The 22,700-nt window shown below is 66.8% G+C and carries 20 protein-coding genes; 8 read left to right on the top strand and 12 right to left on the bottom strand.

Going from position 1 to position 22,700, the window contains the following annotated elements; all coding sequences use genetic code 11:
- Nucleotides 1-4: 4 nt before the first annotated feature.
- Entirely contained in the window at nt 5-2,209 is a 2,205-nt protein-coding gene (locus RA164_RS09425) for a penicillin acylase family protein (RefSeq protein ID WP_329740596.1), read from the bottom strand.
- Between the two features lie 187 nt (nt 2,210-2,396).
- Here RA164_RS09425 and RA164_RS09420 point away from each other — a divergent pair, with 187 nt between their 5' ends.
- Entirely contained in the window at nt 2,397-2,822 is a 426-nt protein-coding gene (locus tag RA164_RS09420; protein WP_329740595.1) for a VOC family protein, read from the top strand.
- Nucleotides 2,823-2,843: 21 nt separating this feature from the next.
- Here the strand turns inward: RA164_RS09420 and kch are convergent, their stop codons facing one another.
- The 5 genes from kch to RA164_RS09395 form a co-directional block, all read right to left on the bottom strand.
- The gene (kch, locus tag RA164_RS09415; protein ID WP_329740594.1) at nt 2,844-4,055 is read right to left on the bottom strand and encodes a voltage-gated potassium channel protein; all 1,212 of its coding nucleotides are present in this window, start codon (nt 4,053-4,055) and stop codon (nt 2,844-2,846) included.
- A gap of 94 nt (nt 4,056-4,149) precedes the next feature.
- Nucleotides 4,150-4,866, bottom strand: a complete 717-nt coding sequence (msrA, locus tag RA164_RS09410; RefSeq protein ID WP_329740593.1) for a peptide-methionine (S)-S-oxide reductase MsrA — start codon at nt 4,864-4,866, stop codon at nt 4,150-4,152.
- A gap of 93 nt (nt 4,867-4,959) precedes the next feature.
- Nucleotides 4,960-5,199 carry an RNA-binding S4 domain-containing protein gene (locus tag RA164_RS09405; protein ID WP_329740592.1) on the bottom strand — a complete coding sequence of 80 codons (240 nt, stop codon included), beginning with the start codon at nt 5,197-5,199 and terminating at the stop codon, nt 4,960-4,962.
- Nucleotides 5,196-5,630, bottom strand: a complete 435-nt coding sequence (locus RA164_RS09400; protein ID WP_329740591.1) for a barstar family protein — start codon at nt 5,628-5,630, stop codon at nt 5,196-5,198. The genes RA164_RS09405 and RA164_RS09400 overlap by 4 nt, the downstream gene beginning before the upstream one ends.
- Nucleotides 5,627-6,049 (bottom strand): guanyl-specific ribonuclease, encoded by a 423-nt coding sequence (locus RA164_RS09395; RefSeq protein WP_329740590.1) that lies wholly within the window; start codon nt 6,047-6,049, stop codon nt 5,627-5,629. The genes RA164_RS09400 and RA164_RS09395 overlap by 4 nt, the downstream gene beginning before the upstream one ends.
- A 174-nt stretch (nt 6,050-6,223) precedes the next feature.
- Between RA164_RS09395 and RA164_RS09390 the strand changes: the two genes are divergently transcribed.
- The 3 genes from RA164_RS09390 (at nt 6,224) to RA164_RS09380 (ending at nt 10,284) form a co-directional block, all read left to right on the top strand.
- Nucleotides 6,224-7,879 (top strand): serine hydrolase, encoded by a 1,656-nt coding sequence (locus RA164_RS09390; RefSeq protein WP_329740589.1) that lies wholly within the window; start codon nt 6,224-6,226, stop codon nt 7,877-7,879.
- Between the two features lie 119 nt (nt 7,880-7,998).
- Nucleotides 7,999-9,645, top strand: coding sequence for an alpha/beta hydrolase (locus tag RA164_RS09385; RefSeq protein WP_329740588.1), 1,647 nt, complete (start codon nt 7,999-8,001; stop codon nt 9,643-9,645).
- 171 nt (nt 9,646-9,816) lie between these two features.
- On the top strand, nt 9,817-10,284 hold the full coding sequence (locus tag RA164_RS09380; protein ID WP_329740587.1) for a DUF3761 domain-containing protein: 468 nt from the start codon (nt 9,817-9,819) through the stop codon (nt 10,282-10,284).
- 126 nt (nt 10,285-10,410) lie between these two features.
- Here the strand turns inward: RA164_RS09380 and RA164_RS09375 are convergent, their stop codons facing one another.
- Nucleotides 10,411-10,923 (bottom strand): VOC family protein, encoded by a 513-nt coding sequence (locus RA164_RS09375; RefSeq protein ID WP_329740586.1) that lies wholly within the window; start codon nt 10,921-10,923, stop codon nt 10,411-10,413.
- 172 nt (nt 10,924-11,095) lie between these two features.
- On the opposite strand from RA164_RS09375, the gene RA164_RS09370 reads away from it, so the two are divergent.
- Nucleotides 11,096-11,860: a YdcF family protein gene (locus tag RA164_RS09370; protein WP_329740585.1), complete on the top strand. Its 765-nt coding sequence runs from the start codon at nt 11,096-11,098 to the stop codon at nt 11,858-11,860.
- 84 nt (nt 11,861-11,944) lie between these two features.
- Here the strand turns inward: RA164_RS09370 and RA164_RS09365 are convergent, their stop codons facing one another.
- The 4 genes from RA164_RS09365 to RA164_RS09350 form a co-directional block, all read right to left on the bottom strand.
- A complete protein-coding gene (locus tag RA164_RS09365; protein WP_329740584.1) occupies nt 11,945-13,375 on the bottom strand; it encodes an aldehyde dehydrogenase family protein in 1,431 nt (476 codons plus the stop codon).
- 16 nt (nt 13,376-13,391) lie between these two features.
- The gene (locus RA164_RS09360; protein WP_329740583.1) at nt 13,392-15,035 is read right to left on the bottom strand and encodes an acetolactate synthase large subunit; all 1,644 of its coding nucleotides are present in this window, start codon (nt 15,033-15,035) and stop codon (nt 13,392-13,394) included.
- A gap of 122 nt (nt 15,036-15,157) precedes the next feature.
- Complete coding sequence (xseA, locus tag RA164_RS09355; RefSeq protein ID WP_329740582.1) at nt 15,158-16,519, bottom strand: exodeoxyribonuclease VII large subunit; 1,362 nt, start codon at nt 16,517-16,519, stop codon at nt 15,158-15,160.
- Nucleotides 16,520-16,607: 88 nt separating this feature from the next.
- On the bottom strand, nt 16,608-17,003 hold the full coding sequence (locus RA164_RS09350; protein WP_329740581.1) for a winged helix-turn-helix transcriptional regulator: 396 nt from the start codon (nt 17,001-17,003) through the stop codon (nt 16,608-16,610).
- A gap of 168 nt (nt 17,004-17,171) precedes the next feature.
- Here RA164_RS09350 and RA164_RS09345 point away from each other — a divergent pair, with 168 nt between their 5' ends.
- Entirely contained in the window at nt 17,172-17,783 is a 612-nt protein-coding gene (locus RA164_RS09345; protein WP_329740580.1) for an NAD(P)-dependent oxidoreductase, read from the top strand.
- 55 nt (nt 17,784-17,838) lie between these two features.
- Here RA164_RS09345 and RA164_RS09340 read toward each other — a convergent pair whose 3' ends face one another.
- Nucleotides 17,839-19,281 carry a phospholipase D-like domain-containing protein gene (locus RA164_RS09340; RefSeq protein WP_329740579.1) on the bottom strand — a complete coding sequence of 481 codons (1,443 nt, stop codon included), beginning with the start codon at nt 19,279-19,281 and terminating at the stop codon, nt 17,839-17,841.
- Between the two features lie 92 nt (nt 19,282-19,373).
- On the opposite strand from RA164_RS09340, the gene RA164_RS09335 reads away from it, so the two are divergent.
- Complete coding sequence (locus tag RA164_RS09335; RefSeq protein WP_329740578.1) at nt 19,374-21,308, top strand: acetyl-CoA hydrolase/transferase C-terminal domain-containing protein; 1,935 nt, start codon at nt 19,374-19,376, stop codon at nt 21,306-21,308.
- Between the two features lie 103 nt (nt 21,309-21,411).
- Nucleotides 21,412-22,671 (top strand): flavodoxin-dependent (E)-4-hydroxy-3-methylbut-2-enyl-diphosphate synthase, encoded by a 1,260-nt coding sequence (gene ispG / locus RA164_RS09330; RefSeq protein WP_329740577.1) that lies wholly within the window; start codon nt 21,412-21,414, stop codon nt 22,669-22,671.
- The last annotated feature ends 29 nt before the right edge of the window (nt 22,672-22,700 follow it).

The following is a 22,700-nucleotide window of genomic DNA, read 5'->3' as shown; positions in this document are numbered from 1 at the left end:
CGGGTCACTGCCCGGGATGATAGATGCGCTCGATGTGCCCTTTCAGCTCGTCGGGCCAGAAGTAGACCCTGCGCAGGTTGCCGGTGGCATAGCGCTCGGCTTCGTCGTTGAAGTGCGGGGTGCCGGGGTGGCCGCTTTCGCCACCGGCGGTGACCGCACGCGCTTCGACCCTGGGGCCGAACTCGACCACCGCCACGAAGCTGTTGCCGCTATTGCCGTAGTAACGCCTGGTGCCGGCCCAGCGGTGCGCGCCGAACGAGGCCAGTGAACCCCAGCGCGAGGACACGAACGGTACCGGGATGCTCGGTTTGCTGTCGTCGAAATGCGGTTGGATCGCGTCGTCCAGGCGCTGGAAGCGGTTGATCTCGCCCCAGGCCACGCCCCAGCTGCCGAAGTCATGCCGCAGCCGGTCGACCGCCTCGGTCAGTGCGTGCAGGCGTTCGTCCGGACCGGCGACCGTGGCCATGTAGGTGTACGGCGAGATGCCTTGTGCCTTGGCCTTGGCGTAGATCTCGTCCCACAGCGTGTCGCCCCAGAACACCGCCAGCGAGGTCGGCATGGAGGCGATGCCCCAGCGGTCGTCCCAGTGGCGCAGCAGCCCGATCGGGCCGGCCAGGCTGGCCCGGCGCGGATCGCCGGCCGGCAGCGTCTCGTAGTCGTGCATCAGCAGCGGGATCAGCTTCGCGAATTCCGGCAGATAGGAGTCGAAGGCATCGCTGATCAGCTTGGGCATGCTGAAGCCGCTGGCGCCGGTGAGCATGCCGGTGACATGAATGCCGCGCGGGTTCTCGCCGAAGGTGTCCATGTAGCGCGGGAAGTCCGCCTGCTTCGGGCTGTACGGGCCGGCGGCGGACCAGGGCCAGTCGTTGGTGTTCATCACCCAGCCGTTGGGCGGGTTCACGGCCTGCGGCAGCTGGCTCAGTGGCGTCAGGCCCTGCCAGGCAGTGGCCGGGTTGCTGCCGTCCACCGGCCGGGTGTAGTCGAAACGGTTGTCGCGTCTGGGCACGAACTGCGGCATCAGGAAGGCGATCTCGCCCTTGTCGTCGGCGAAGATGGTGTTGTTCGACGAGTTGGCCTTCAGCTCGGCGATCTTCATGTAGCTGGCGAAATCGCTGGCCTTGGTGCGCAGCCAGCTCTGCTCCAGCGCGGGAATCGGCTTGTTCATCAGCGCTATGGCGATCCACTTGCCGTGATCCGCGCGCACCACCGGCCCGTGCCTGGTGAAGTAGCCGGTGAAGCTGCGCGACGCCAGCTGGCCGTCCCCGGTGCGGTAGCGGATGACGATCCGGCGTTCGGCCACCGGCAGCAGCTTGTCGCCGTAGCGGTAGAACCACTTGCCGTGTTTCTGCACCATGGTCTCGGCGAACGAGTCGACCGCGTCGAGGCCGGTGGAGGTATGCATCCAGCCGATGTGCTTGTTGAAGCCCTGGTAGATGAAAAACTGGCCCCAGGTCACCGCACCGTAGGCGTCCAGCCCCTGGTCGCTGGACATCTGCAGCTCGGAGCGGAAATAGAACGAGGTGTGCGGATTGATCAGCAGCAGTGCGTGCCCGTCGGTGGTGAGCTTCGGCGCGATGGCGATGCCGTTGGAGCCGGTCGGCTCGGCCCAGCTGGGCGGTGTGGCCTGCGCAAGATCGGGATGGCGGTCGCCGTAGAACGCGGCCAGCCCTTTCAGCGAGGCGCGTTCGATGTCGCCGCCGATGCTGCCCTCGGTGAAGGACAGGGCCATCCACGGCTCGAAATGGGTGATCACCTTCGGGTGCACATCCGGATGCGTGGCGAGGTACCAGTTGAGGCCGTCGGCCCAGGCATCCATCAACTGACGCAGCCAGGCCGGGCTCTGCGCGTAGAGCACCTTCAGCCGGGCCGGCTGGATCCACAGGCGTTGGCGCAGGTCCTGCCAGATGGCGGACGGACCTTCGGCTTCGGCGGTCCAGCCCAGCGCGGTCAGGTAGTTGGTCTCGACGCGGTTGAAGTCGTCCTCGGCCTGCGCATAGGCCATGCCGAACACGGCGTCGGCATCGGTCCTGCCGTGGACGTGGGCGATACCCCAGTTGTCCCGGGTGATGGTGACGGCCTGAGCCTCCTGCCGCCAGCGCGCCTGTTCCGGCGTGGTGGATGCGTACGCGGCAAAGGCCGGCACCAGGGGCAGTGCTGCGGCCAGCAGCAGGCAGGCGTGCAGCTTCCGGATCGAGCGGCGGATGGGCATCGTGGTTGTCCCCTTGTCGGCCTTTATGGCCCTGTCGCACCGCCGGCCCCGTTTCAAAGGCGGTTCACGAGGATCAACAGTAGCAGTTGCCGGGATGGCTGGGAGCATGTCGATTTCGCGGCGTTACGTTCGTCGGGATGACGGGGCACGGACGCCGTGGCACGCCATTTACCGAGAGGTTTCAGCGATGCAGATCCATCCCTACCTGTTTTTCGACGGTCGCTGCGAGGAGGCGATCGCGTTCTACCGCCAGGCTCTGGACGCGGAGGTGCTGATGCTGATGCATTACGCCGATGGGCCGCAGGGTTCCGGATGTCCCGAGGGCGCGATGCCGCCGGGGGACAAGGTGATGCATGCCAGCCTGCGGATCGGCGACGCCCAGTTGATGGTCTCGGACGGATTCAGCCGCGGCCAGCCGCAGTTCGCCGGCACCGCCCTGTCATTGACGCTGGCCGACGATGCCGAGGCGGCACGTCGCTTCGCGGCGCTGGCCGATGGCGGTCAGGTGAAGCAGCCGCTGGCACCGACCTTCTTCGCCAGCAGCTTCGGCATGCTGGAAGACCGGTTCGGTGTGCCGTGGATGCTGGTGGTGCCGGTGCCGCCACCGGGCTGAGGCGAGGCGGCAGCGCGGGTGTCAGCTGGCGGCCGGCGCCTTCTCGACCTGCTGGAACACCCGCTGCATCACGAAATCCGGGGTGACCTGCTCGCCGGACAGCAACATGGCCAGCAGCTCGCCGCCCAGCACCTGCGGCGCGATCACCACGTCCGGTTGCACCAGCTTCACCCGACTGAGATGACGCGCGTCGTTGACCGCGGCGACCGTCCGTACCTTGCTGTCCAGTTCCTTCACCGCCAGAACCACGAAGGCGTTTTCCGAGTCGTCGGCAAGCATGGCCAGCACCGCCTCGGCGCGCTCGGCGCCGGCCTCGCGCAGAGTGTCCAGGCTGCTCGGGTCGCCGACCACATAGTCGACCCCGCGCAGCTCGTCGTCTTCCGGCGACTCGCGCAGCACGCGCGTGACCGGACGGCCGCGCCGGTTCAGCTCATGCCAGGTATTGACGGCCAGCGAGGTGTTGCCGATCACCACGAAGTGGTTTTCCCGTTTCATGCCCGAACCCTTGCGATTGACGATACGTTGCAGACTGCGGCTGACCATCGGTGCGATCACCGCGGTCAGCGAGGTCGCGAACACGGCCACGCCCAGCACGATCACCGAGACAGTGAACAGTTTGGCCTCGGGGGTCTGCGGGGTGATGTCGCCGTAGCCCACCGTGCTCATGGTGACCATGGCGAAATACAGCGCGGTGATCAGGTCGCCAATCCGCGGCTTGAAGTCCGCACCCAGGTAATAGCTGCCGAAGGTGGCGTACATCAGCAGCATCGCTACCGAGGTCAGCGCGAACAGTGTGCTGGCCGCCACGCTGGCACGGTTGAACTGCCGCCACGAGCTGAGCAGGGCGATCAGCAGCAGGACGAAATAGGCCAGCAGCAGGTGGTTGCGATGGCCGTACGGCCCGACCAGCAGACTGATCGCGCCCAGCACCTCCAGCAGCAGGGCCATGGTCCAGGCCAGGCGCGAGCGCCAGAGCAGCCCCAGCGCCATGGTGAACATGCCGCCGCCGATCAGCAGCGGCGGCAGCAGTTGCGGTTGCAGGTGCGAAGCGTTGAGTACCAGCAGCTGCGCGTAGTCGCTCCAGTGCTGTCCTAGCTCGGAACGCAGCAGCCAGACGCCGCCGAGTCCGAACAGCAGCGACAGAGGCACATGCGGGAACCAGTGACGGCCGCGTGACACGTGATGCAGGCGTTGCAGCTGCGCGCGCAGGCGCCGGATCGGTGCAAGACTCATTGGCTGACGTGTCACTCCATGCCTGCCGTCGCGCGGCGCGCGGACGGGCTGTCACCTTAGCAAGAGCCGGCCCCGGTGACCACGCCATGGAGGGTTACAGGCTGACGTCGAGCACACGCATCGCCGGCTGGTACATCGACGGAAACATGCGCTTCAGCCGTGCCAGCTTCGGCGCATCGTTGATGACGATGTAGGGGTTGTCCGGGTGCCGGCGCGCGAAATCCTGGTGATAGGCCTCGGCCGGGTAGAACGCCTTCAGGGGCGCCACCTGCGTGACGATCGGCGCCTTGAACACGCGGGCCTTGTCGAGCTGGGCGATGTAGGCGGTGGCGATCTTTCGCTGCACCGGGCTGGTGTAGAAGATTTCCGAGCGGTACTGGGTGCCGCTGTCAGGGCCCTGCCGGTCCAGCTCGGTGGGGTTGTGGGCGACTGCGAAAAAGACCTTCAGCAGCTGGCCGTAGCTGATCACCGAAGGGTCGAACCGGATCTTCACCGATTCGGCATGCCCGGTATTGCCGTCGCTGACGTCGAAGTAGTGCGCGGTGGCCGCGCTGCCGCCGCTGTAACCGGCCCACACATGGCGCACGCCGCGCACGTGCTCGAACACCAGCTGCATGCCCCAGAAGCAGCCGCCGGCCAGCACGGCCGTGCGGTCACCGTGAGGCGTGGCCTGCGGTGCGTCGACAGCCGGGTCGGGAAAGGGTTGCTCGGCGGCAGCCGCGCTGCAGGCGGCCAGTCCGGCCAGCAGCAACAGGCCGGCAAGGCGGGTGAGCGGGTGCAGGGCAGGGCGTTGCAGTGATCGCGTGCGCATCTGGGTTCTCCCGAATGGTTCGGCTACCTGCTGATTCGCCCCACACTGCGCTGGGGTTACCTCACGCTGTCGCTGGGGTGGATCAGGGCGCGCTCAGCCGGTCGGCGCGTCGATCACGCGGATCTCGATGCCGTCCAGCTGCACCCGCTGACCTGCGTGGATCTTGCAGGTCTTGCGCAGTTCCTGCTGTCCGTCGACGCTGACCGCACCGCTGGCCACGATGGCCTTGCCGGCGCCGCCGCTGTCACACAGGCCGGCGAGCTTGAGCAGTTGGTTGAGTTCGACGTGGTCGCGACCGTGGTCGAGTTCGAAGACGAGTCGTTCGGTATTCATGCGGGTAGCGGCTGTTCCGGTTCGGGCAGGGCGAGAAAGGCGAAGAACGGCAGCTCCTCGTCCTGGGCAAAGGTGGCGGCATCGTCGAGGATGCCGAGCAGGATGTCGAAGTCCACCGCGCTGGCCTGGCGCAGTGCGTCGGCGTGCCCGAACAGCAGTGCCAGACCCCAGCCCGGGTTCCATGCGGGGTCGCGTAGGCAATCGGCCAGTGCGTCCCAGTTGTAGCCGAAGCTGGCAGGCAGCGACAGGGTGTGGGCGATGCGTTGCAGCAGCGTGTCCTTGTCGAGGCAGCCGGCCAGGTCGATCCGGCCCACGCCAAGGGTTTCGCGGCGGGCACTGGTGGCGAGTGCGTCCAGGTCAGCCTCGTCCACGAAGTAGACGCCGTTGTGGGCGGGGCGGGTCAGGTCGAGTGCGGTGTCGTGCGTTGTCATGGCTGCCACGTGAAGCGGCGGAAACTGCGGTAGTGATCGTCGGTGTAGTAGTACACCACGGGCGGCGTGCCGCCGGTGATGATGCGCCGTGCACCGCGATTGTGCGCTCCTGGCGTCTCCACCGTGTACTCGTGGTAATAGCCACGTGGTTCCTTCGGCAGCAGGCTTTCGTAATTGCCGAACACCACGCCGTCCTGGTGATGCGGAAATGGTCCGTCGTTGGCGATCAGTGCCAGGGTCTCGACGGCCTGCGGCGGCAGGTAACTGGGCAGGTTGCGGTTGCCGGCGGTCGGAGATGCCCGTGTCGCGGAGTAGACCTGGACATCGGCAGGCCTGGGCGTGGCGGCGTGGCGTTGCCACAGCAGCGCGAGGGCGACGAGCGCCAGGCCAAGCAGGCTCAGAGGTTTGTGCATGCGCATGGAATGAATCGATCCGTGATACCCACAGGCGGGTGGCCGCATTTTAATCGCCCGGCACCTGAACTGGCTGACGTGCCATTACCTGCCGTGGCGGTGGCGGACGTGACTTCCAGCGCTGGTGTCCATGGCGCTTTGCGGTGATAGTGAGCCGATATCATCTCGACCGGGGCCCGGATGTTCCTGCGATCTCTTTCCCTGCGCCATGCCGTGTGCGCAGCTCTCATGGCGAGTGCCGCCGCAGCGCCGGCCTGGGCGCAGCCACAGACGAAGGCCACACCGGCCGCCGCACCGGCAGTGACGCAGGCAGCCCTGCCAGCGCAGCTGCAGGACTTCACAGCCTATGTCGACCGGACCCTGAAGACCTTCAAGGTGCCGGGTATCGCCGTGGCCATCGTCAAGGACGGCAAGGTGGTGCTGGAAAAAGGCTACGGCGTGCGCGAGCTGGGCCAGCCGGCCAGGGTGGACGCGCACACCTTGTTCGCGATCGCCTCGAACACCAAGGCCTTCACCGCCGCGGCCCTGCAGATGCTGGCCGACGAGGGCAAGCTGGACATGAATGCGCGGGTGATCGACTACCTGCCGTGGTTTCGCATGTCCAACACCTACGTGACGCACGAAATGCGCGTGCGCGACCTGCTGGCGCATCGCAGTGGCCTCAGCCTCGGAGCCGGCGACCTGCTGTACTGGCCGCCGACCAGCTACACCACGAAGCAGGTGGTGCAGCACCTGGCACGGGTGCCGATCAAGCACAGCTTCCGCGGGCATTACGCCTACGACAACATTCTTTTCGCCGTGGCGACCCTGGTGATCGAGAAGGTGTCGGGGGAAAGCTACGCCGACTTCGTGCGCGACCACATCTTCAAACCGGTCGGCATGAACGAGTCGCTGGTCGACTGCACCTACCTGAAGCCGGGCATGGACGTGGCTACCGGCCATGCGCCGTACAACTTCAAGGACATCAGGCCGGTGCCGCCGATGGCCTGGCTCAACGATCCGGGCGCCGGCGGCATCTACGCCAGCGTGCACGACCTGGCGAAATGGATGAACGTGCAGCTGGCCGGCGGCAAGCTACCGGGAGGCGGGCAGCTGTTCTCGGAAAAGAGTCATCGCGCGATGTGGTCGATGCTCACGCCGATCCCGATCGGCAAGCCGATCATTCCGGCGATGGCGCCGCTGGTGCCGGAGTTCTACGGCTATGGCGAAGGTTGGTTCCTCAGCACCTACCGGGGGCAGAAACTGGTGTGGCATACCGGTGGCTGGCCAGGTTTCGTCAGCCGCGTGACGATGGTGCCGAAGCTGCATCTGGGCGTGGTCGTGCTGACCAACATGCAGTCCGGGGCTGCATTCAACGCGGTCACCTACCGGGTGCTCGACGCTTACCTGAACCCGCAGCACAAGACCGACTGGGTGGCGGTGTACGACAGGGCGGTGAAGGCGTTCGATGCCAATGCCGACGACAGTTGGGCGAAACACGAGGCCGCACGCGACAAGCACAGCCGGCCATCGCTGCCGTTGGCCGACTATGCCGGCACCTATCGCGACCCGTGGTACGGCGACATCGTGATCAGCGACGTTCACGGCAAGCTGCGCATGCGTTTCAGTCATACCCGGCAGCTGGTGGGCACGCTGACACACTGGCAGCACGACAGCTTCATCGTGCACTGGGACGACCGTTCGCTGAATGCCGATGCGTTCGTCGACTTCGCGCTGGATGCCGATGGCCATGTGCGCGACATACGCATGAAGCCGGTCTCGCCGCGCACCGATTTCAGTTTTGATTTCCAGGATCTGCGTCCGGTGCCGGTGACAACGGCGGACAACGGCAACTGAGCGACGATCCTGCGCCACGCCGGTCGTGATCGGCATGGCGCACATTCACTACACATGTTCACGCTGGTCGTACTGGGTGCCGAGGGGTGCCACCGGCCGAAAGCCAAGGGAGCCATGTCATGCGTCAACACCACCTGATCACCGCACTGCTGAGTTGCGGACTGCTGCTGGGTAGCACCGCCTCTGCGCGGCAGCAGGCGTCCACCGTTCCTGCACACGAGTATTTTCACATCCAGCTGGGCGGCAGTGAAAAGCAGCCCGAGTCGGGTCGCCTGCTGCTGTTTGCGCAGGATGCGAATGATGCCGAGGCCGAGGCCAGCAAGCGCGGCCAGACCAGCGTCGATGACGTGGACACCAGCCCGTTCTTCCCCACCAAGACGTCGGTGGCCGCCCGCGAGGTCAGCCGCATCGTGCCGGGGCAGACGGTGGACATCGACGTCGACCGCACCGCGTTTCCGGCGGGCTGGTCGTCGTTGCCGCCGGGCGACTACTACGTGCAGGCGGTGCTCGACGTGCACCATGACTACAACTACAGCGGACGCGACGCCGGCGACCTGCTGAGCAAGGTGGTCAAGCTGCATCTGCCGGCGGCTTCGATCCCCACCCTGAGCCTGGACCGCACGCTGCCCGCACACGATCCGTGGACGCTTGGCCGCTGGGCGACGCCGGCGATGCGCCAGGCCTTGCCGGCCGCACGTGCGCATGCGCGCGAGATCGATTTCACCAGCCCCTCGCTCACCGCGTTCTGGGGACGTCCGATCCACATGCGCGGGCGCGTGCTGCTGCCGCCCAACTACGACGCGCATGCGAAGAAGACCTGGCCGGTGGTCTATTACACGCAGGGATTCGGCGGTAACAACAACCGCGTGATCGGGACCCTGGTCAGCGTCTATGCGGCGATGGCGAAGGGCCAGATGCCGCCGATGATCTGGGTGTTCCTGGACGAGTCCAGCCCCACCGGCACCCACGAGTTCGCCGACTCGGTGAACAACGGGCCATGGGGGCATGCGCTGACCACCGAGCTGATCCCGCACCTGGAGGCCCACTACCGCATGGACGCCCGTGCCAGCGGTCGCTTCCTGCAGGGACATTCTTCCGGTGGCTGGGCCACGCTGTGGCTGCAGACGCGCTACCCGAAGATCTTCGGCGGCACCTGGTCGACCTCGCCCGATCCCAGCGACTTCCATGATTTCACCGGCGTGGACCTGTATGCGCCGCACGCCAATGTCTACTACCGTCCCGACGGCACGCCGTATCCGCTGGTGCGCGACCACGGCAAGGTGCTGGCCACCTTCAAGCAGTTCGCCCAGCTCGAACGCGTGATGGGTCCGTATGGCGGCCAGATGGCTTCGTTCGAATGGGTGTTCTCGCCCAAGGGCAAGGGTGGCCGGCCGGAGCAGATGTTCAACCGCGATACCGGCGACGTGAATCCGGTCGTGGTGGACTACTGGCGTGACCATTACGACATCGCCTACCGCCTGCAGCACCACTGGGCCCAGCTCAAGCCGTACCTCAACGGCAAGATCCACCTGTACGTGGGCACCGCCGACACCTTCTACCTGGACGGTGCCGCGCACAAGCTGAAGGCGGTGCTGGACAGCCTGCATGCGAAGTCGGACATCCGCTTCATCCCCGGCCGCACGCACTTCGATCTGTATCGAATCGGCAAGGACCGCAATGGGCTTCTGAAAGAGATCAGCTGGGCGATGTACGCCGTTGCGCGTCCGCATTCCAAGCTCAAGCCCGTGGGCATGCCTGCGCCCTGAGTGTAGGCAGCGGCCGACTCGACGATACACGGTTCTTTTTCCATAGTGATGACCACGGGCACCCGCGTCGACGGGTGCCCGGACCCTGCGACGGAACGCATGCAGGCACGTACCTGCGGTCACGTGCGTCAGCCGTCGCGGTGACATGGAATCCATGGAGGAGAAGTCGCAATGAAAGCATTCGCATTCATCGTCGCGTTGTCCGCTGTGCTGCTGGCCGTGCCCAACGTTCATGCGCAGCAGGCCCCGGCCGGAGCCACCGGTCAGTGTCGCGATGGCAGCTACACGACACATTCGGGCAAACGTGGTGCCTGCCGTGGCCACAAGGGCGTGAAGACCTGGTTCGCGGCCATGACAGACGCTGCGGCCGGGTCGGAAGCGGCTTCAACCGAGCCGGTCGCCAGCACGTCCAGGAAGGCGGCAAGCAAGGGCAAGCGCTCGATGGCCTGGACTCGTCCGGCCGCCGAAGCCGCACCGGGTGGCGGGGCCGGCAAGGTATGGGTCAACAAGGGCAGCAAGGTTTACCACTGCCAGGGCGACAAATGGTACGGACGCACGCGCCACGGCAGTTACATGTCCGAGGCCGATGCCAAGGCCAAGGGCTACCACGGACCGCGCGGCAAGAGCTGTTCGGCCTGATCGCCGGCAAATCTTCGTGATGAAAGTCCATCGGGCCGGCCATGTGCCGGCCCGATGTGCGTCTGGGGTCTGGTCGTCAGCATGCGGAGGCGGGCGATGCCTGCACCGACGACACGGAGGCAATGACTACTGGGCGGCGAGCCGCTCGTCGCCATGCATGGGGTATGCACGCACTGCACGGACATGGCTGACCAGTCGCAGCGGTTGCCCCCACGGGGTCAGGAAAGTGACCACGATTTCGTCCGTGTCCGCGCTGTCGGCGAGCCGCTGGGGCCGGCCCACGATACGCAGGTGATTGGCACGCAGCCATGTGGCGGTGGCGATCGCGTTGTCGGTGGACAGCACCTCTACCGGCGCCTTTGCCTGCATGCCGGTTCGGGTGTTTGTGCGCGTCAGCGACACGACGGTGCCGTTGCCGCATTCCAGCAGGACCTGTCCGTAGGTGTCGGCGTCGGGGTCGACGGGAGCGCAGTTCATGACGTCCTGGAAGAATCGCGTGGCGCGGGGCAGGTTGGGGACCTGCATCGCAATGTAGCCGCTGTCGCCCAGCGGGGCGGCATGGGCAGGCCATACCACCAGCGCCAGCAACACTGCGCTGAGCAGCGGTAGCAGCATTCGGAGTGGGATCGACGTATTCACGATGGCGTTCTCTGATGATGTCGATCAGGTGGGTACGGTCATGGCGTCACCCAATGGCGATTTCGTCATCACAGCGTTTCCTGGAAGTGCGTAATCAGGTGAGGGGGCGAAGTCACCCACACGAAAGACGGCTGGGGTAGGCTGGGCGGCGGGTGTTAAGGACGAGACATCAATGGTGCTTGCTTTGTTTGTGGTTGGACTCGCGCTGGCCGCGCTGCTCGCCTGGCTGCACCGGCGCCGATGGGCCTGGGGTCTGGTTGGTGTGCTGGCTGCATTGTTCCTGTTGGCGGCATGCGGTCCGCTGCCGCGCTGGCTGCTGCAGGGCCTGCAACGTCCGTATGCGGCCGTCACCGCACCGGCGTGGGAGCAGCGCAATGCGATCGTGCTGCTGGGCGCGGGGACCGAGCTACAGCGGGGGGCGGCTCCGCAACCGACCCTGTTTGCCTATGGCCGCATCGTGAAGGCGGCGGCCCTGTACCGGTCCTGCAAGACCAGCGGGCAGCAATGCCTGCTGCTGGTGAGCGGCGGCGATAGCCAGCACCACCATGTGGCCGAGGCGACAGTCTATGCGGGCGTGCTGCGCAGCCTGGGCGTTCCGGCGCAGGACCTGCAACTGGAGTCGAAAAGCCGCAATACCTGGCAGAACGCACAATTCAGCCGGCCGTTGCTGCAGGCCTGGGCGCCGCGGAAAGTGGTGCTGGTCACCTCGGGCGTGCACATGCGCCGCAGCCTGTTGTACTTCGCCCACTTCGGCATCCGACCGGTGCCGGTGGTCGCCGATCACGTGTCGGCCATCGTGTCGTTCTGGCCGCTGGCCTGGAATCTGGCCGCGTGCGACGTTGCCCTGCATGAATACCTTGGCATAGCGCGCTACTACGAATACGAGTGGATGGGCTGGAACGCACCGCCGTTGCCGCCGTTGACCGGCAGCAGGTAAGCCGGGTCGGCATCGGGCCCGCTCGCCTGCGCATGCGCGTCAGCACCAGGCGCCGCCTGCGCCTGGTGCACATCCGGCCGATGCTCAGCCCTGGCGCATCACCATCAGGCGCAGCTCGGTCATGTCCTCGATGGCGTAGCGCACGCCCTCGCGCCCCAGTCCCGAGAGCTTGACGCCGCCATAGGGCATGTTGTCGACGCGGAAGCTGGGAATGTCGTTGACCACCACGCCACCTTGCTCCAGCTCGTCCCACGCCCGCATGGCATGGGTCAGGCTGTCGGTGAAGATGCCGGCCTGCAGCCCGTAATCCGAGTCGTTGACCATGGCGACGGCCTCGTCGAAGTTCCGGAACGGGGCCAGCAGCGCGAACGGGCCGAAGGCTTCCTTCCGGTTGGCCGTCGCGTCGGTGGGCACGTTTTCCATCAGCGTGGCGTCCAGCATGTTGCCTTTGCGCTTGCCGCCGCAGAGGATCTTGCCGCCCGCCTTCTTCGCTTCCAGGATCCAGCCGTGCAGGCGCTCGGCCGCGGCTTCGTCGATCATTGGCCCGAGGAAGACGCTCTTGTCCTTCGGGTCGCCGGCCTTGAGTTTCTTCGTTGCCGCGACCAGCTTGCGCTTGAGCGCCTCGTAGATGTCGGCGTGCGCATAGATGCGCTGCACGCCGATGCAGCTTTGCCCGGACTGGTAGAACGCGCCGAAGATCAACCGCTGGACCACGTGGTCCAGTTTCGCGGCCTGGTCCGCGTCGACGATGCAGGCGGCATTGCCGCCCAGTTCCAGAGTGACCTTCTTGTGGCCGGCGCGCGCCTTCAGGTCCCAGCCGATCTGTCCGCCGGTGAACGAAAGCAGCTTGAGCCGTTCGTCCTCGACCAGCGGCGTGGCGTGCCGGCCATCCAGGGTCAGTATCGAGAACGCGCCCCGTGGCAGGTCGGTTTCCGCCAGGATCTCGCCGATGATCAGCGCGCCGATCGGCGTCTTCTCGGAGGGCTTGAGCACGAACGGGCAACCGGCCGCGATCGCGGGTGCCACCTTGTGCGCGACCAGGTTCAGCGGGAAGTTGAACGGAGTGATGAAGGACACCGGGCCCAGCGGTACGCGTTTGGTGTAGCCGTGGTAACCGTCCAGCCGACCGGCCAGTTCCAGGTTCAGCGTCTCGCCGTTGATGCGTACCGATTCCTCGGCGGCGATGCGGAAGGTCTCGATCAGCCGGGTCACTTCGCCGGCCGCGTCCTTGATCGGCTTGCCGGCCTCGATGCACAGCGCTTCGGCCAGTTCGTCGCGGCGCTTGCTGAAACGCTCGACGCAGTGCTGCAGCACCGCCTGTCGTGCCCATGGCTTGAACGCACGCATCGGCGCCGTTGCCTTGACGGCGGCGGCGATCGCCTTTTCGGCGGCTTTCGCGTCGGGCACCGCCACGCGGGTGGCGACCTTGCCGCTGTACTTGTCGAGCACGTCCATCGTGTCCTTCGAGGTTACCGGTCGGTTGGCAAGGTAATAGGGGTAGTTCTTTTTCAGCATGGATATCTCCGTGGCTTCACAGCGCCGCGCTCAACTGGCGGATCTCCTCGTTGAGCACGCGGTGGTTGTCGGTGTAGTCGATGGCAAGGTCGATCAGGTGCACGCCGCCGCTTTCGAAGGCCCGCTGCAGCGTGGGAAGGAAGTCGTCGGCGGTGGCCGGGCGGTGTCCGTGCGCGCCATGCGCGCGGGCGAAGGCGACGAAGTCGGGGTTGCTGAACACCATGCCGAAATCGGGGTAGCCCATCTCGCCCTGTTTCCAGCGGATCATGCCGTAGGCGTCATCGCGCAGCAGCAGGATCACCAGGTCGAGCTTCAGCCGCACCGCCGTTTCCAGCTCCTGTGCGTTCATCATGAAGCCGCCGTCGCCGCAGATCGCCAGCACCCGGCGTTCCGGGTGGACCATTTTCGCCGCAATCGCCGAGGGAAGCCCCGCACCCATGCTGGCCAAGGCGTTGTCCAGCAGCACGGTGTTGGGCTGCCGCGCATGGTAGTAGCGGGCATACCAGATCTTGTACATGCCGTTGTCCAGGCACAGCATGCCGTCGTCAGGCATGCCGCGCCGGGTGTCGGCCACCACGCGCACCGGGTGCATCGGAAAGCGCGGATCGTCTGCGTGTCCGGCAAGCTGCGCGTGGAATGCGTCGCGCACCTTGTCGAAGAAGCTGAAGTCCCAGTGTGCCTGAGGTTCCAGCGCGTCGGTGAGCCGTTCGACCGTGTGCGCGATGTCGCCGACCACCTCGATCTGCGGGAAGTAGACGGTGTCCACCTCGGCCGACGAGAAGTTGATGTGGATGACCGTGCGCCGGCCCTTGTGCATGAAGAACGGCGGTTTCTCCACCACGTCGTGACCGACGTTGATGATCACGTCGGCCGCGTCGATGGCCCGGTGCACGAAATCGCCGTCGGACAGCGCCGCATTGCCCAGCCACAGCGGGTGTTCCTCGTCGATCACGCCCTTGCCCATCTGGGTGGTGAAGAACGGCATGCCCAGCTTGTCCACGAAGGCGCGTAGTGCCACGGCGGTACGCTGGCGGTTGGCCGCGGCACCGATCATCAGGATCGGGTGCTTCGCGCCGCCGATCGCCTCGGCCGCCTGCACCAGCGCGGCATCGTCCGGCGAGGGGCGTCGCGCGTACTCGGTGGGCAGCAGAATCACTTCGTCCACATCGTCGCGAGCGATGTCTTCGGGCAGCTCCAGGTGCACCGCGCCGGGACGTTCTTCCTCGGCGCGGCGAAAGGCCTCGCGTACCCGTGCGGGAATGGTCGCGGCGGAAACGAGCTGGCGTGTGTACTTGGTCAGCGGCTGCATCATGTCGACCACGTCGACCAGCTGGAACAGGCCCTGGCGATGGGTCCGGATCGGTTTCTGTCCGGTGATCATCAGCATCGGCATCGCGCCCAGCTGGGCGTAGGCCGCGGCGGTCACCAGGTTGGTCGCGCCCGGGCCTAGCGTGGCCAGCGCGACGCCGGCCTCGCCGGTGAGCCGGCCCCAGGTGGCGGCCATGAACCCGGCAGCCTGTTCGTGGCGGGTGATGATTAGCTGGATGCTGGACTCGCGCAGGGCTTCGACCAGGTCCAGGTTTTCCTCGCCGGGCACGCCGAAGATGCGTCGTACGCCTTCGGCCTCGAGGGCCTTCACGAACAGGTCCGCTGCCTTCATGCCAGGAGCTCCTCCAGAAGCGCATCGCGTGTGATGCAAGGCCACGAAGGATGCGCGAGCCGGTGTTCAGGCGACGTGAGTCGTCGCTATGGGATCACCGGGTTGAGTTGTTGCCAGCCGCTTCAGGCAGTCGGGTTCTTGCCGGTGCGCAGGTTCAGTTCGCCGTCGGCCAGGCGTGCGCGCAGTTCAGTGCCTTCGGCGACGTGCAGGGCCGAGCGCAGGACCTTGCCTTCGTTGTCGAACAGGATGGCGTAGCCCCGTTCAAGCGTTGCCAGCGGACTGACCGCGTGCAGTGCGCGGGCGGCCTGGCGCAGCATCAGGCGGTCGTGGTCGAGCCGGTGTCCGATGGCCTGACGCAGGCGTTGGGCGTGTTCCTCGAGCCGTTGCTGCTGCATCCGCAGTTGCTGTCCGGGATGCTGGGCCAGCAGCCGGCCGTGCAGGCGTTGCAGTCGCATCCGCTCGTTCTGCCGCGCACGGACGAAGGTGGCGAGCAGGCGTTCGCGCAGGTGCTGCAGGCGTTCGCGGTCGCGTGCCAGCCGTGCCTGCGGGCGCTGCGACTGCAGGCGGGCCAGCAGATGGTCGACGCGCTGGCCCTGACCCTGCAGCCGTCGCTGCAGCAGGGTGGCCAGGCGCTGGCGCAACTGGTGCAGATGACGTTCGAGTGCATCCGCGTCGGGTACCAGCAGCTCGGCTGCCGCCGAGGGCGTGGGCGCGCGCAGGTCGGCCACGAAGTCGGCGATGCTGAAGTCGATCTCGTGGCCCACTGCGGCGACCACCGGTACCTTGCTGGCATGGATGGCACGGGCCACGGCCTCGTCGTTGAACGCCCACAGGTCTTCCAGCGAACCGCCGCCGCGGGTCAGCAGCAGCACGTCGTAGCGGCCGCTTGCCGCAGCCTTGCGCAGCATGGCGACGATCGCGGGCGGTGCCTCGCGGCCCTGCACCGGTACCGGCAGCACGTCCACTTCGACCAGCGGCCAGCGACGGGCCATCACGCTCAGCACGTCGCGGATCGCGGCGCCGGTGGCGGAGGTGATCACGCCGATGCGCCGGGCGAAGCGGGGCAGGGCGCGCTTGCGCGAAGGGTCGAACAGGCCCTCGGCATCGAGGCGTGCCTTGAGGTGTTCGAACTCGCGCTGCAATGCCCCTTCGCCGGCCGGTTCCATGTGCTCGGCTACCAGCTGGAACTCGCCGCGCGGTTCGTAAAGCCCGACCCGGGCGCGCACCAGCACCTGCATGCCGTCGGCGGGCCTGAACTTCAGCCAGCTGCTCTTGGGCTTGAACATGGCGCAGCGCACCTGTGCGCCGCTGTCTTTCAGGGTGAAGTAGAGATGGCCGGAGGCGGGGCGCGCCACGTTCGACAGCTCGCCCTCGATCCACACCATCGGCAGCGCGTCTTCCAGCAGGTCGCGCACCAGCCGGTTGAGCGCGCTGGGGGTCAGGATGTGGCGGGGTGGTGCGGGCTGGTCGACAGGGGCGTGCATGGACCTTGCAGCCTAGCATGGCCTGTTTGGATAACAAGCGCTTGCGGATGGTTATGCATGTCTTTTCTCACGGGGTGTCGCGGCCGGTTCAGCCACTCCGATGGCGGTCTTTCCTGGCGCCGTAGTCGTCGCGTGCCTCGCAGATGGCCCGATGGTGCGTGTTCGCCCAGTCGGTGAGCTGTTTCAGGGGCACCAGGAAGGAGCGACCGAGATCGGTCAGCCGGTATTCGACCCGTGGCGGCACTTCCGGATATAGGGTCCGCTTGACGAGGCCGTCTTCCTCCAGGCTGCGCAGGGTCTTGGCGAGCATCTGCTTGGAGATGTCGGCGATCTCCCGCTGCAGCTCGCTGAAGCGCAGTGTGCCGGGATCGAGCGCCTGCAGGATCAGCAGGCTCCACTGGTCGCCGATCCGGTCCAGCACATCGCGGATCGGGCACGGCTGTGCGAACGCGTAGGGGGCAGTGTCGGGTGTGTCCTGATGCATGGTGCGGCGCTCCACGACGCCATGGTCACGCCGGGCTGACCTGATCACCTGGCCGTGACGTCTTGTAAAGACCCAGGGCGCTATATACCTTGCCTGATGTCAAAGGTCTAGTTTCTAGACCTTATTGTCGATGCAAACCTCAATCATGCAGATCCACAGGTAAAGACCATGGCACACATCGCACTCATTGGCGCTTCCGGCAATGTCGGCACGCGCATTCTCAAGGAACTCTCGGACCGCAGTCATCGCGTTTCGGCGATCGCCCGTCATCCCGAAAAAATCCAGGCGTGGCCGGGCGTCGTCGCTCTGAAGGGTGACATCGGCGACGAGGCGGCCCTGGCCGCGCTGCTTGCCGGGCACGACGCAGTGATCAGCTCGGTGAAGTTCCTCGACAGCGATTTCGACCGGCTGACCGGTGCGGTGCGCGCCGCAGGCGTGAAACGCTTTCTGGTCGTGGGTGGCGCAGGCAGTCTGGAGGTTGCACCAGGACAGCGGCTGGTCGATCAGCCCGATTTCCCGGCCCAGTACAAGCAGGAGGCACTGCAGGGCGCGGTGTTCCTCGACCGGCTGAAGGCCGTCGACGATCTCGACTGGACCTTCCTTTCGCCTTCGGCCCTGTTCGTGCCGGGCGAGCGCACCGGCACATTCCGCGTTGGCACCGACCAACTGCTCAGCACGGCCAGCGGCAGCAGCATCTCGTTCGAGGATTACGCCATCGCGATGGCGGACGAGATCGAGCATCCACGACATTCACGCCGGCGCTTCACCGTAGGCTATTGACGCCTTGTCGGGGCGGGCGATCACGGCAGAGCCGCGATGATCGGCGGGGCCGCGCTCAGGTGGCGCGGCGTTGCCGCTTGCGGCGGTATTGTCGCCACAGGCGCACGCCCAGATTGAGTGCCAGCCAGGCGGCCAGCAGGCCAAGCGGCCAGGCCACCACGGCGGGCCACAGCCACGCCACCACGGCAAGCGCCACCAGTAGCGCCGTGCCGCCCAGCAGCGGGCCGCTGGTGGTGTCGCCGAGCACCCGGCGGTCGGCGAGCGCCGCGCCAACGGTATTGGCAATACGCAAGGCACCGGCGGCAGCGCGACCGGAGCTGCCGCCGCTGCGTCGCGGGCGAGGCGGTCGGTGGGTGCTGCTGCGCACGGATTCGCCGCGTCGGCGACGTGGCGACAGCACGATCTCGGTGGCATTTTCCAGGTCGCGCTCGTACTGCTCGGCGAGCTGGCTGGCGAAGCCGGCGTTTTCCACCGCGACATCGATTTCGCGATTGCCAAGCCAACTGGCCAAATTCAGGTTCGACGAGCCTACGCGGGCCCACTGGCCGTCGGCCACCGCGGTCTTGGCATGCAGCATGGAGCCGTTCCACTCGAACACGCGGATGCCGGCCTTGAGCAGCGGGCGGTAGCCGGCGCGCGACAGTCCTGCCACCACTGGAATGTCGCTGCTGCCGGGTACCAGCAGACGCACGTCCACGCCATCGCGGGCTGCGGCGGCCAGTGCCTGCACATACGGCGCCACGCCCACGAAGTAGGCATCGGTGAGCCACAGGCTGCGACGCGCCATGGCCGCGATCATCTGGTCCAGCCGGTACATGCCGGCGGTGGCGGGCTGGGTGGCGATCAGTCGCAGCGACACGTCGCCGGCCGCCTCCAGGGGCGGGTGACCGCGCAGGCGATCGGGCAGGGCGGGGCCAGTGGCGGCCCAGCTGTCGGCGAAGGCGGCCTCGAGTTCGGCCACGGCCGGGCCATGTATGGCGACCCCGGTGTCGCGCCAGGGCGGGACGCCGCGTTTCGGTGCGCCCAGCCATTTCGCGCTGATGCATACGCCGGAGAGAAAGCCATGCCTGCCGTCCACCACCAGCGTCTTGCGATGGTCTCGGCTGATCCATCCGAACGGCCGTCCCAGTTGCGGCGGATTGAAGATGCGTACCTCGCCACCGGCCGCGCGCAGCGGTCGCCAGAAGGCCGCGTTGGCCTGTCCCAGGCCACCCATCCAGTCGCAGATCACGGCCACCGCGACGCCGTCGCGGGCCCGCTCGGTCAACGCGTCGCGGAAGGCACGGCCGATTTCGTCGTTGCGGATGATGTAGTTCTCCAGCAGCACGCGATGCCGTGCGCTCCGGATCGCCGCCAGCCAGGCGGCGTAGTGCGCTTCGGCATCGATCAGCAGTTCGACCGCGTTGCCGTCGATCAGCGGCGCACCGGCGGCGCGGCTCAGGGCCTGTTCGGCCAGCAGGCGGAACGGCGAGGCGGCAGTCAGGGGTGAGGCAGGCATGCCGCGAGTGTAGGGCAAGCATGCGGAGGGAAATCGTGCGGACGGACATCACGCATGCATGGCCCACACGCTGCTTCTGGCATGATCGCCGCATGTTGCAGGACCAACGCTTGACCGACACCTCGGCCTGCGCGCGGCTGATCGCCGAGCGCCTCGGCGCCGATCTGCGCATCGCCGCGCCGCTGGGACTGGGCAAACCGCACGGTCTGCTCAATGCGCTCTACCGGCTGGTGCGCGACGACACCTGGCGCTCGATGACGCTGTACACCGCGTTGTCGCTGACACGTCCCCAACCGGGTTCAGGGCTCGAGGGGCGTTTTCTCGAGCCGTTCCTGGAGCGGCATTTCGGTGCCGACTGCGTCGATCCGCAGTATGCGCTGGACCAGGCCCGCGATGCCCTGCCGCCGAACGTGGCGGTGCACGAGTTCTACATGCAGTCCGGCATGATGCTGCACTCGGGCAGTGCGCAGTGCAGCTACATCAGCCAGAACTACACCCACGTGGCGCGTGATCTGGTGGAGCAGGACATCAACCTGCTGGTGCAGCTGGTGGCGCGGCGCGAGACGCCGGCGGGCGTGCGCTACAGCCTGTCGTGCAACCCGGACCTGACGCTGGACTTCCTCGATCGGCAGAAGGCGGCCGGCCGGGCCCGGCCGCTGTGCGTGGCAGTGGTGCATCCGCAGCTGCCTTATCTGAGTGGTCATGCCGAGGTGGCCGAGGACTTCTTCGATCTCGAACTGGCACCGCCCTCGTCGCCCCCTCTGTTCGCGTTGCCGCGCCAGCCGGTGGGGCTGGCTGAATACGCGCTGGGCCTGCATGCCAGTGCCTTGGTCAAGGATGGCGGCTGCCTGCAGATCGGCATCGGCGCGCTGTCCGACGCGCTGGTCAAGGCGCTGTTGCTGCGCCATCAGGACAATACGGCCTGGCGCGCGGCACTGGTGACGCTGGACGGCAAGGGCGCCACCCATGCCGTCGCAGGCCACGTCGGCGGGCTGACGCCGTTTGTCACCGGGCTGTACGGCGCCAGCGAGATGGTGATGGACGGCTTCATGCACCTGCAGCGTGCCGGCATCCTCAAGCGCCGCAGCTGGGACAACATGGCGCTGGAACGGGCCGCAGCCGTCGGGCGACTGCCTGCCGACGTGCCTGGTGGACATTACCTGCGCGGTGCGTTCTTCCTGGGCAGTCGCGAGTTGTACGAGTGGCTGTCCGAGGTCGAGGCGGCGGACCCCGATGCCATCGACATGTGCCGGGTCTCCAACGTCAACCAGCTCTACGGCGACCACCAGCCGCTGGCCGCGCTGCAGCGGCGGGGCGCGCGCTTCTTCAACACCGGCATGATCGCGACCCTGCTGGGCGCGGTGGCCTCGGACACGCTGGACGACGGCCATGTGGTCAGCGGGGTGGGCGGGCAATACAACTTCGTGGCGATGGCGCACGAGCTGCCCGGAGGGCGCTCGATCCTGATGCTGCGGGCGACCCGCGAGGCCGGCGGCAGCGTGCATACCAATATCCGCTGGGACTATGGCCAGACCACGATTCCGCGTCACCTGCGCGACATCGTGGTGACCGAGTACGGCGTGGCCGACCTGCGCGGCAAGAGCGATGCCGAATGCGTGGCGGCGATGCTTGCCGTGGCCGATGCGCGTTTCCTCGATGCGTTGAGTGCCGAGGCCAAGGCGCACGGCAAGCTGTCGCTGGACTTCCGCATTCCCGATGCCTGGCGCAGACATACGCCCGAGCACCTGCAGCAGCTGGGGCCGCTGCGCAGCAAGGGCTGGCTGCCGGCGTTCCCGTTCGGCAGCGATTTCGATGCGCTGGAGCAGCGCCTGTTGCCGGTGCTCAAGCAACTGCAGGCCGATAGCGCGAGCTGGCGCGGTCGACTCGGGCTGCTGCGACGCCTGCTGCGTCCCGGCGATGCGGCGGAGGGCGAGCAAGCCGCACTGGCACGCATGCAGCTGCAGTCACCCGTGAACCTGTCCGAGCGCCTGCAACAGAGGCTTCTGCTGGCGGCACTGCGCCGCTGATCCACTCTGGCGGTGGCGGGGTGTCACGGTGCCGCAGGGTGGATCGGTTATCCTTGCGCGCATCGCCACCAGCCGTGGCCCGCAGCATTCCGGTCATCGATCCATGAACCAGCTTTCATCCCAGCAGCCGCGTCCCGCCGAGCCGGCCGCGCGTCGCGCCAGCGTCGGCGTGCAGATCGGCAAGGTCACCGTCGGTGGCGGAGCGCCCATCGTGGTGCAGTCGATGACCAACACCGATACCGAGGACCCGGTCAGCACCGCAAAGCAGATCGCCGAGCTGGCACGTGCCGGTTCCGAGATCGTGCGAATCACGGTGAACACGCCGGCGGCGGCGGCGGCGGTACCGCGCATCGCCGAGCGGCTGACGATGATGGGCGTGGAGGTGCCGATCGTGGGCGACTTCCACTACAACGGGCACCAGTTGCTGGAACAGGAACCGGCCTGCGCCGAGATCCTGGCGAAGTACCGCATCAACCCCGGCAACGTGGGCTTCGGCAAGAAGCGCGACGCCCAGTTCGGTGCGATCATCGAGAAGGCGATCCAGTACGGCAAGCCGGTGCGCATCGGCGCCAACTGGGGCTCGCTGGACCAGAGCATGGTCGCCGTGCTGATGGACGAGAACGCGAAGCGTGCCGAACCCTGGGACGCTTCGCACGTGGCGCGCGAGGCGCTGATCCGTTCGGCGCTGGACTCCGCCGCCAAGGCCGAGGAGATCGGCCTTGCACATGAGCGGATCATCCTGTCGTGCAAGGTTTCCGGCGTGCAGGAGCTGATCGCGGTGTACCGCGACCTGGCCCGGCGCTGCGACTATGCCCTGCATCTGGGCCTGACCGAGGCGGGCATGGGTTCCAAGGGCATCACCGCCTCCAGCGCGGCGCTGGCGGTGCTGCTGCAGGAAGGCATCGGCGACACCATCCGCATATCGCTGACGCCCGAGCCCGGCGCGTCGCGCACCGGCGAAGTGATCGTGGCGCAGGAACTGCTGCAGACCATGGGACTGCGCTCGTTCACCCCGCTGGTCACTGCCTGCCCGGGCTGTGGCCGCACCACCAGCGAGTTCTTCCAGGAGCTGGCCAAGACCGTGCAGGAACATGTGCGCGAACAGATGCCGCTGTGGCGGCTGAAATACGACGGGGTGGAAAACCTTACCTTGGCGGTGATGGGCTGTGTGGTGAATGGCCCGGGCGAATCCAAGCACGCCAACATCGGCATTTCCCTGCCGGGCAACGGCGAGGCGCCGGCCGCCCCGGTGTTCATCGACGGCGAGAAGGCGATGACCCTGCGCGGCGACAACATCGCCTCGGAATTCGTGGGCCTGCTGGACGCCTACGTCGCCCGCAAATACGCGCCGCGAGCGGGCTAAACCGCGAAGCAGTCCACGTCGAAAGCCCT

Origin of the sequence: Dyella sp. A6 (assembly GCF_036320485.1) — a bacterium.
Lineage (GTDB): Bacteria > Pseudomonadota > Gammaproteobacteria > Xanthomonadales > Rhodanobacteraceae > Rhodanobacter_A > Rhodanobacter_A aluminiiresistens.
This window is presented reverse-complemented; position numbering and strand designations above follow the sequence as displayed.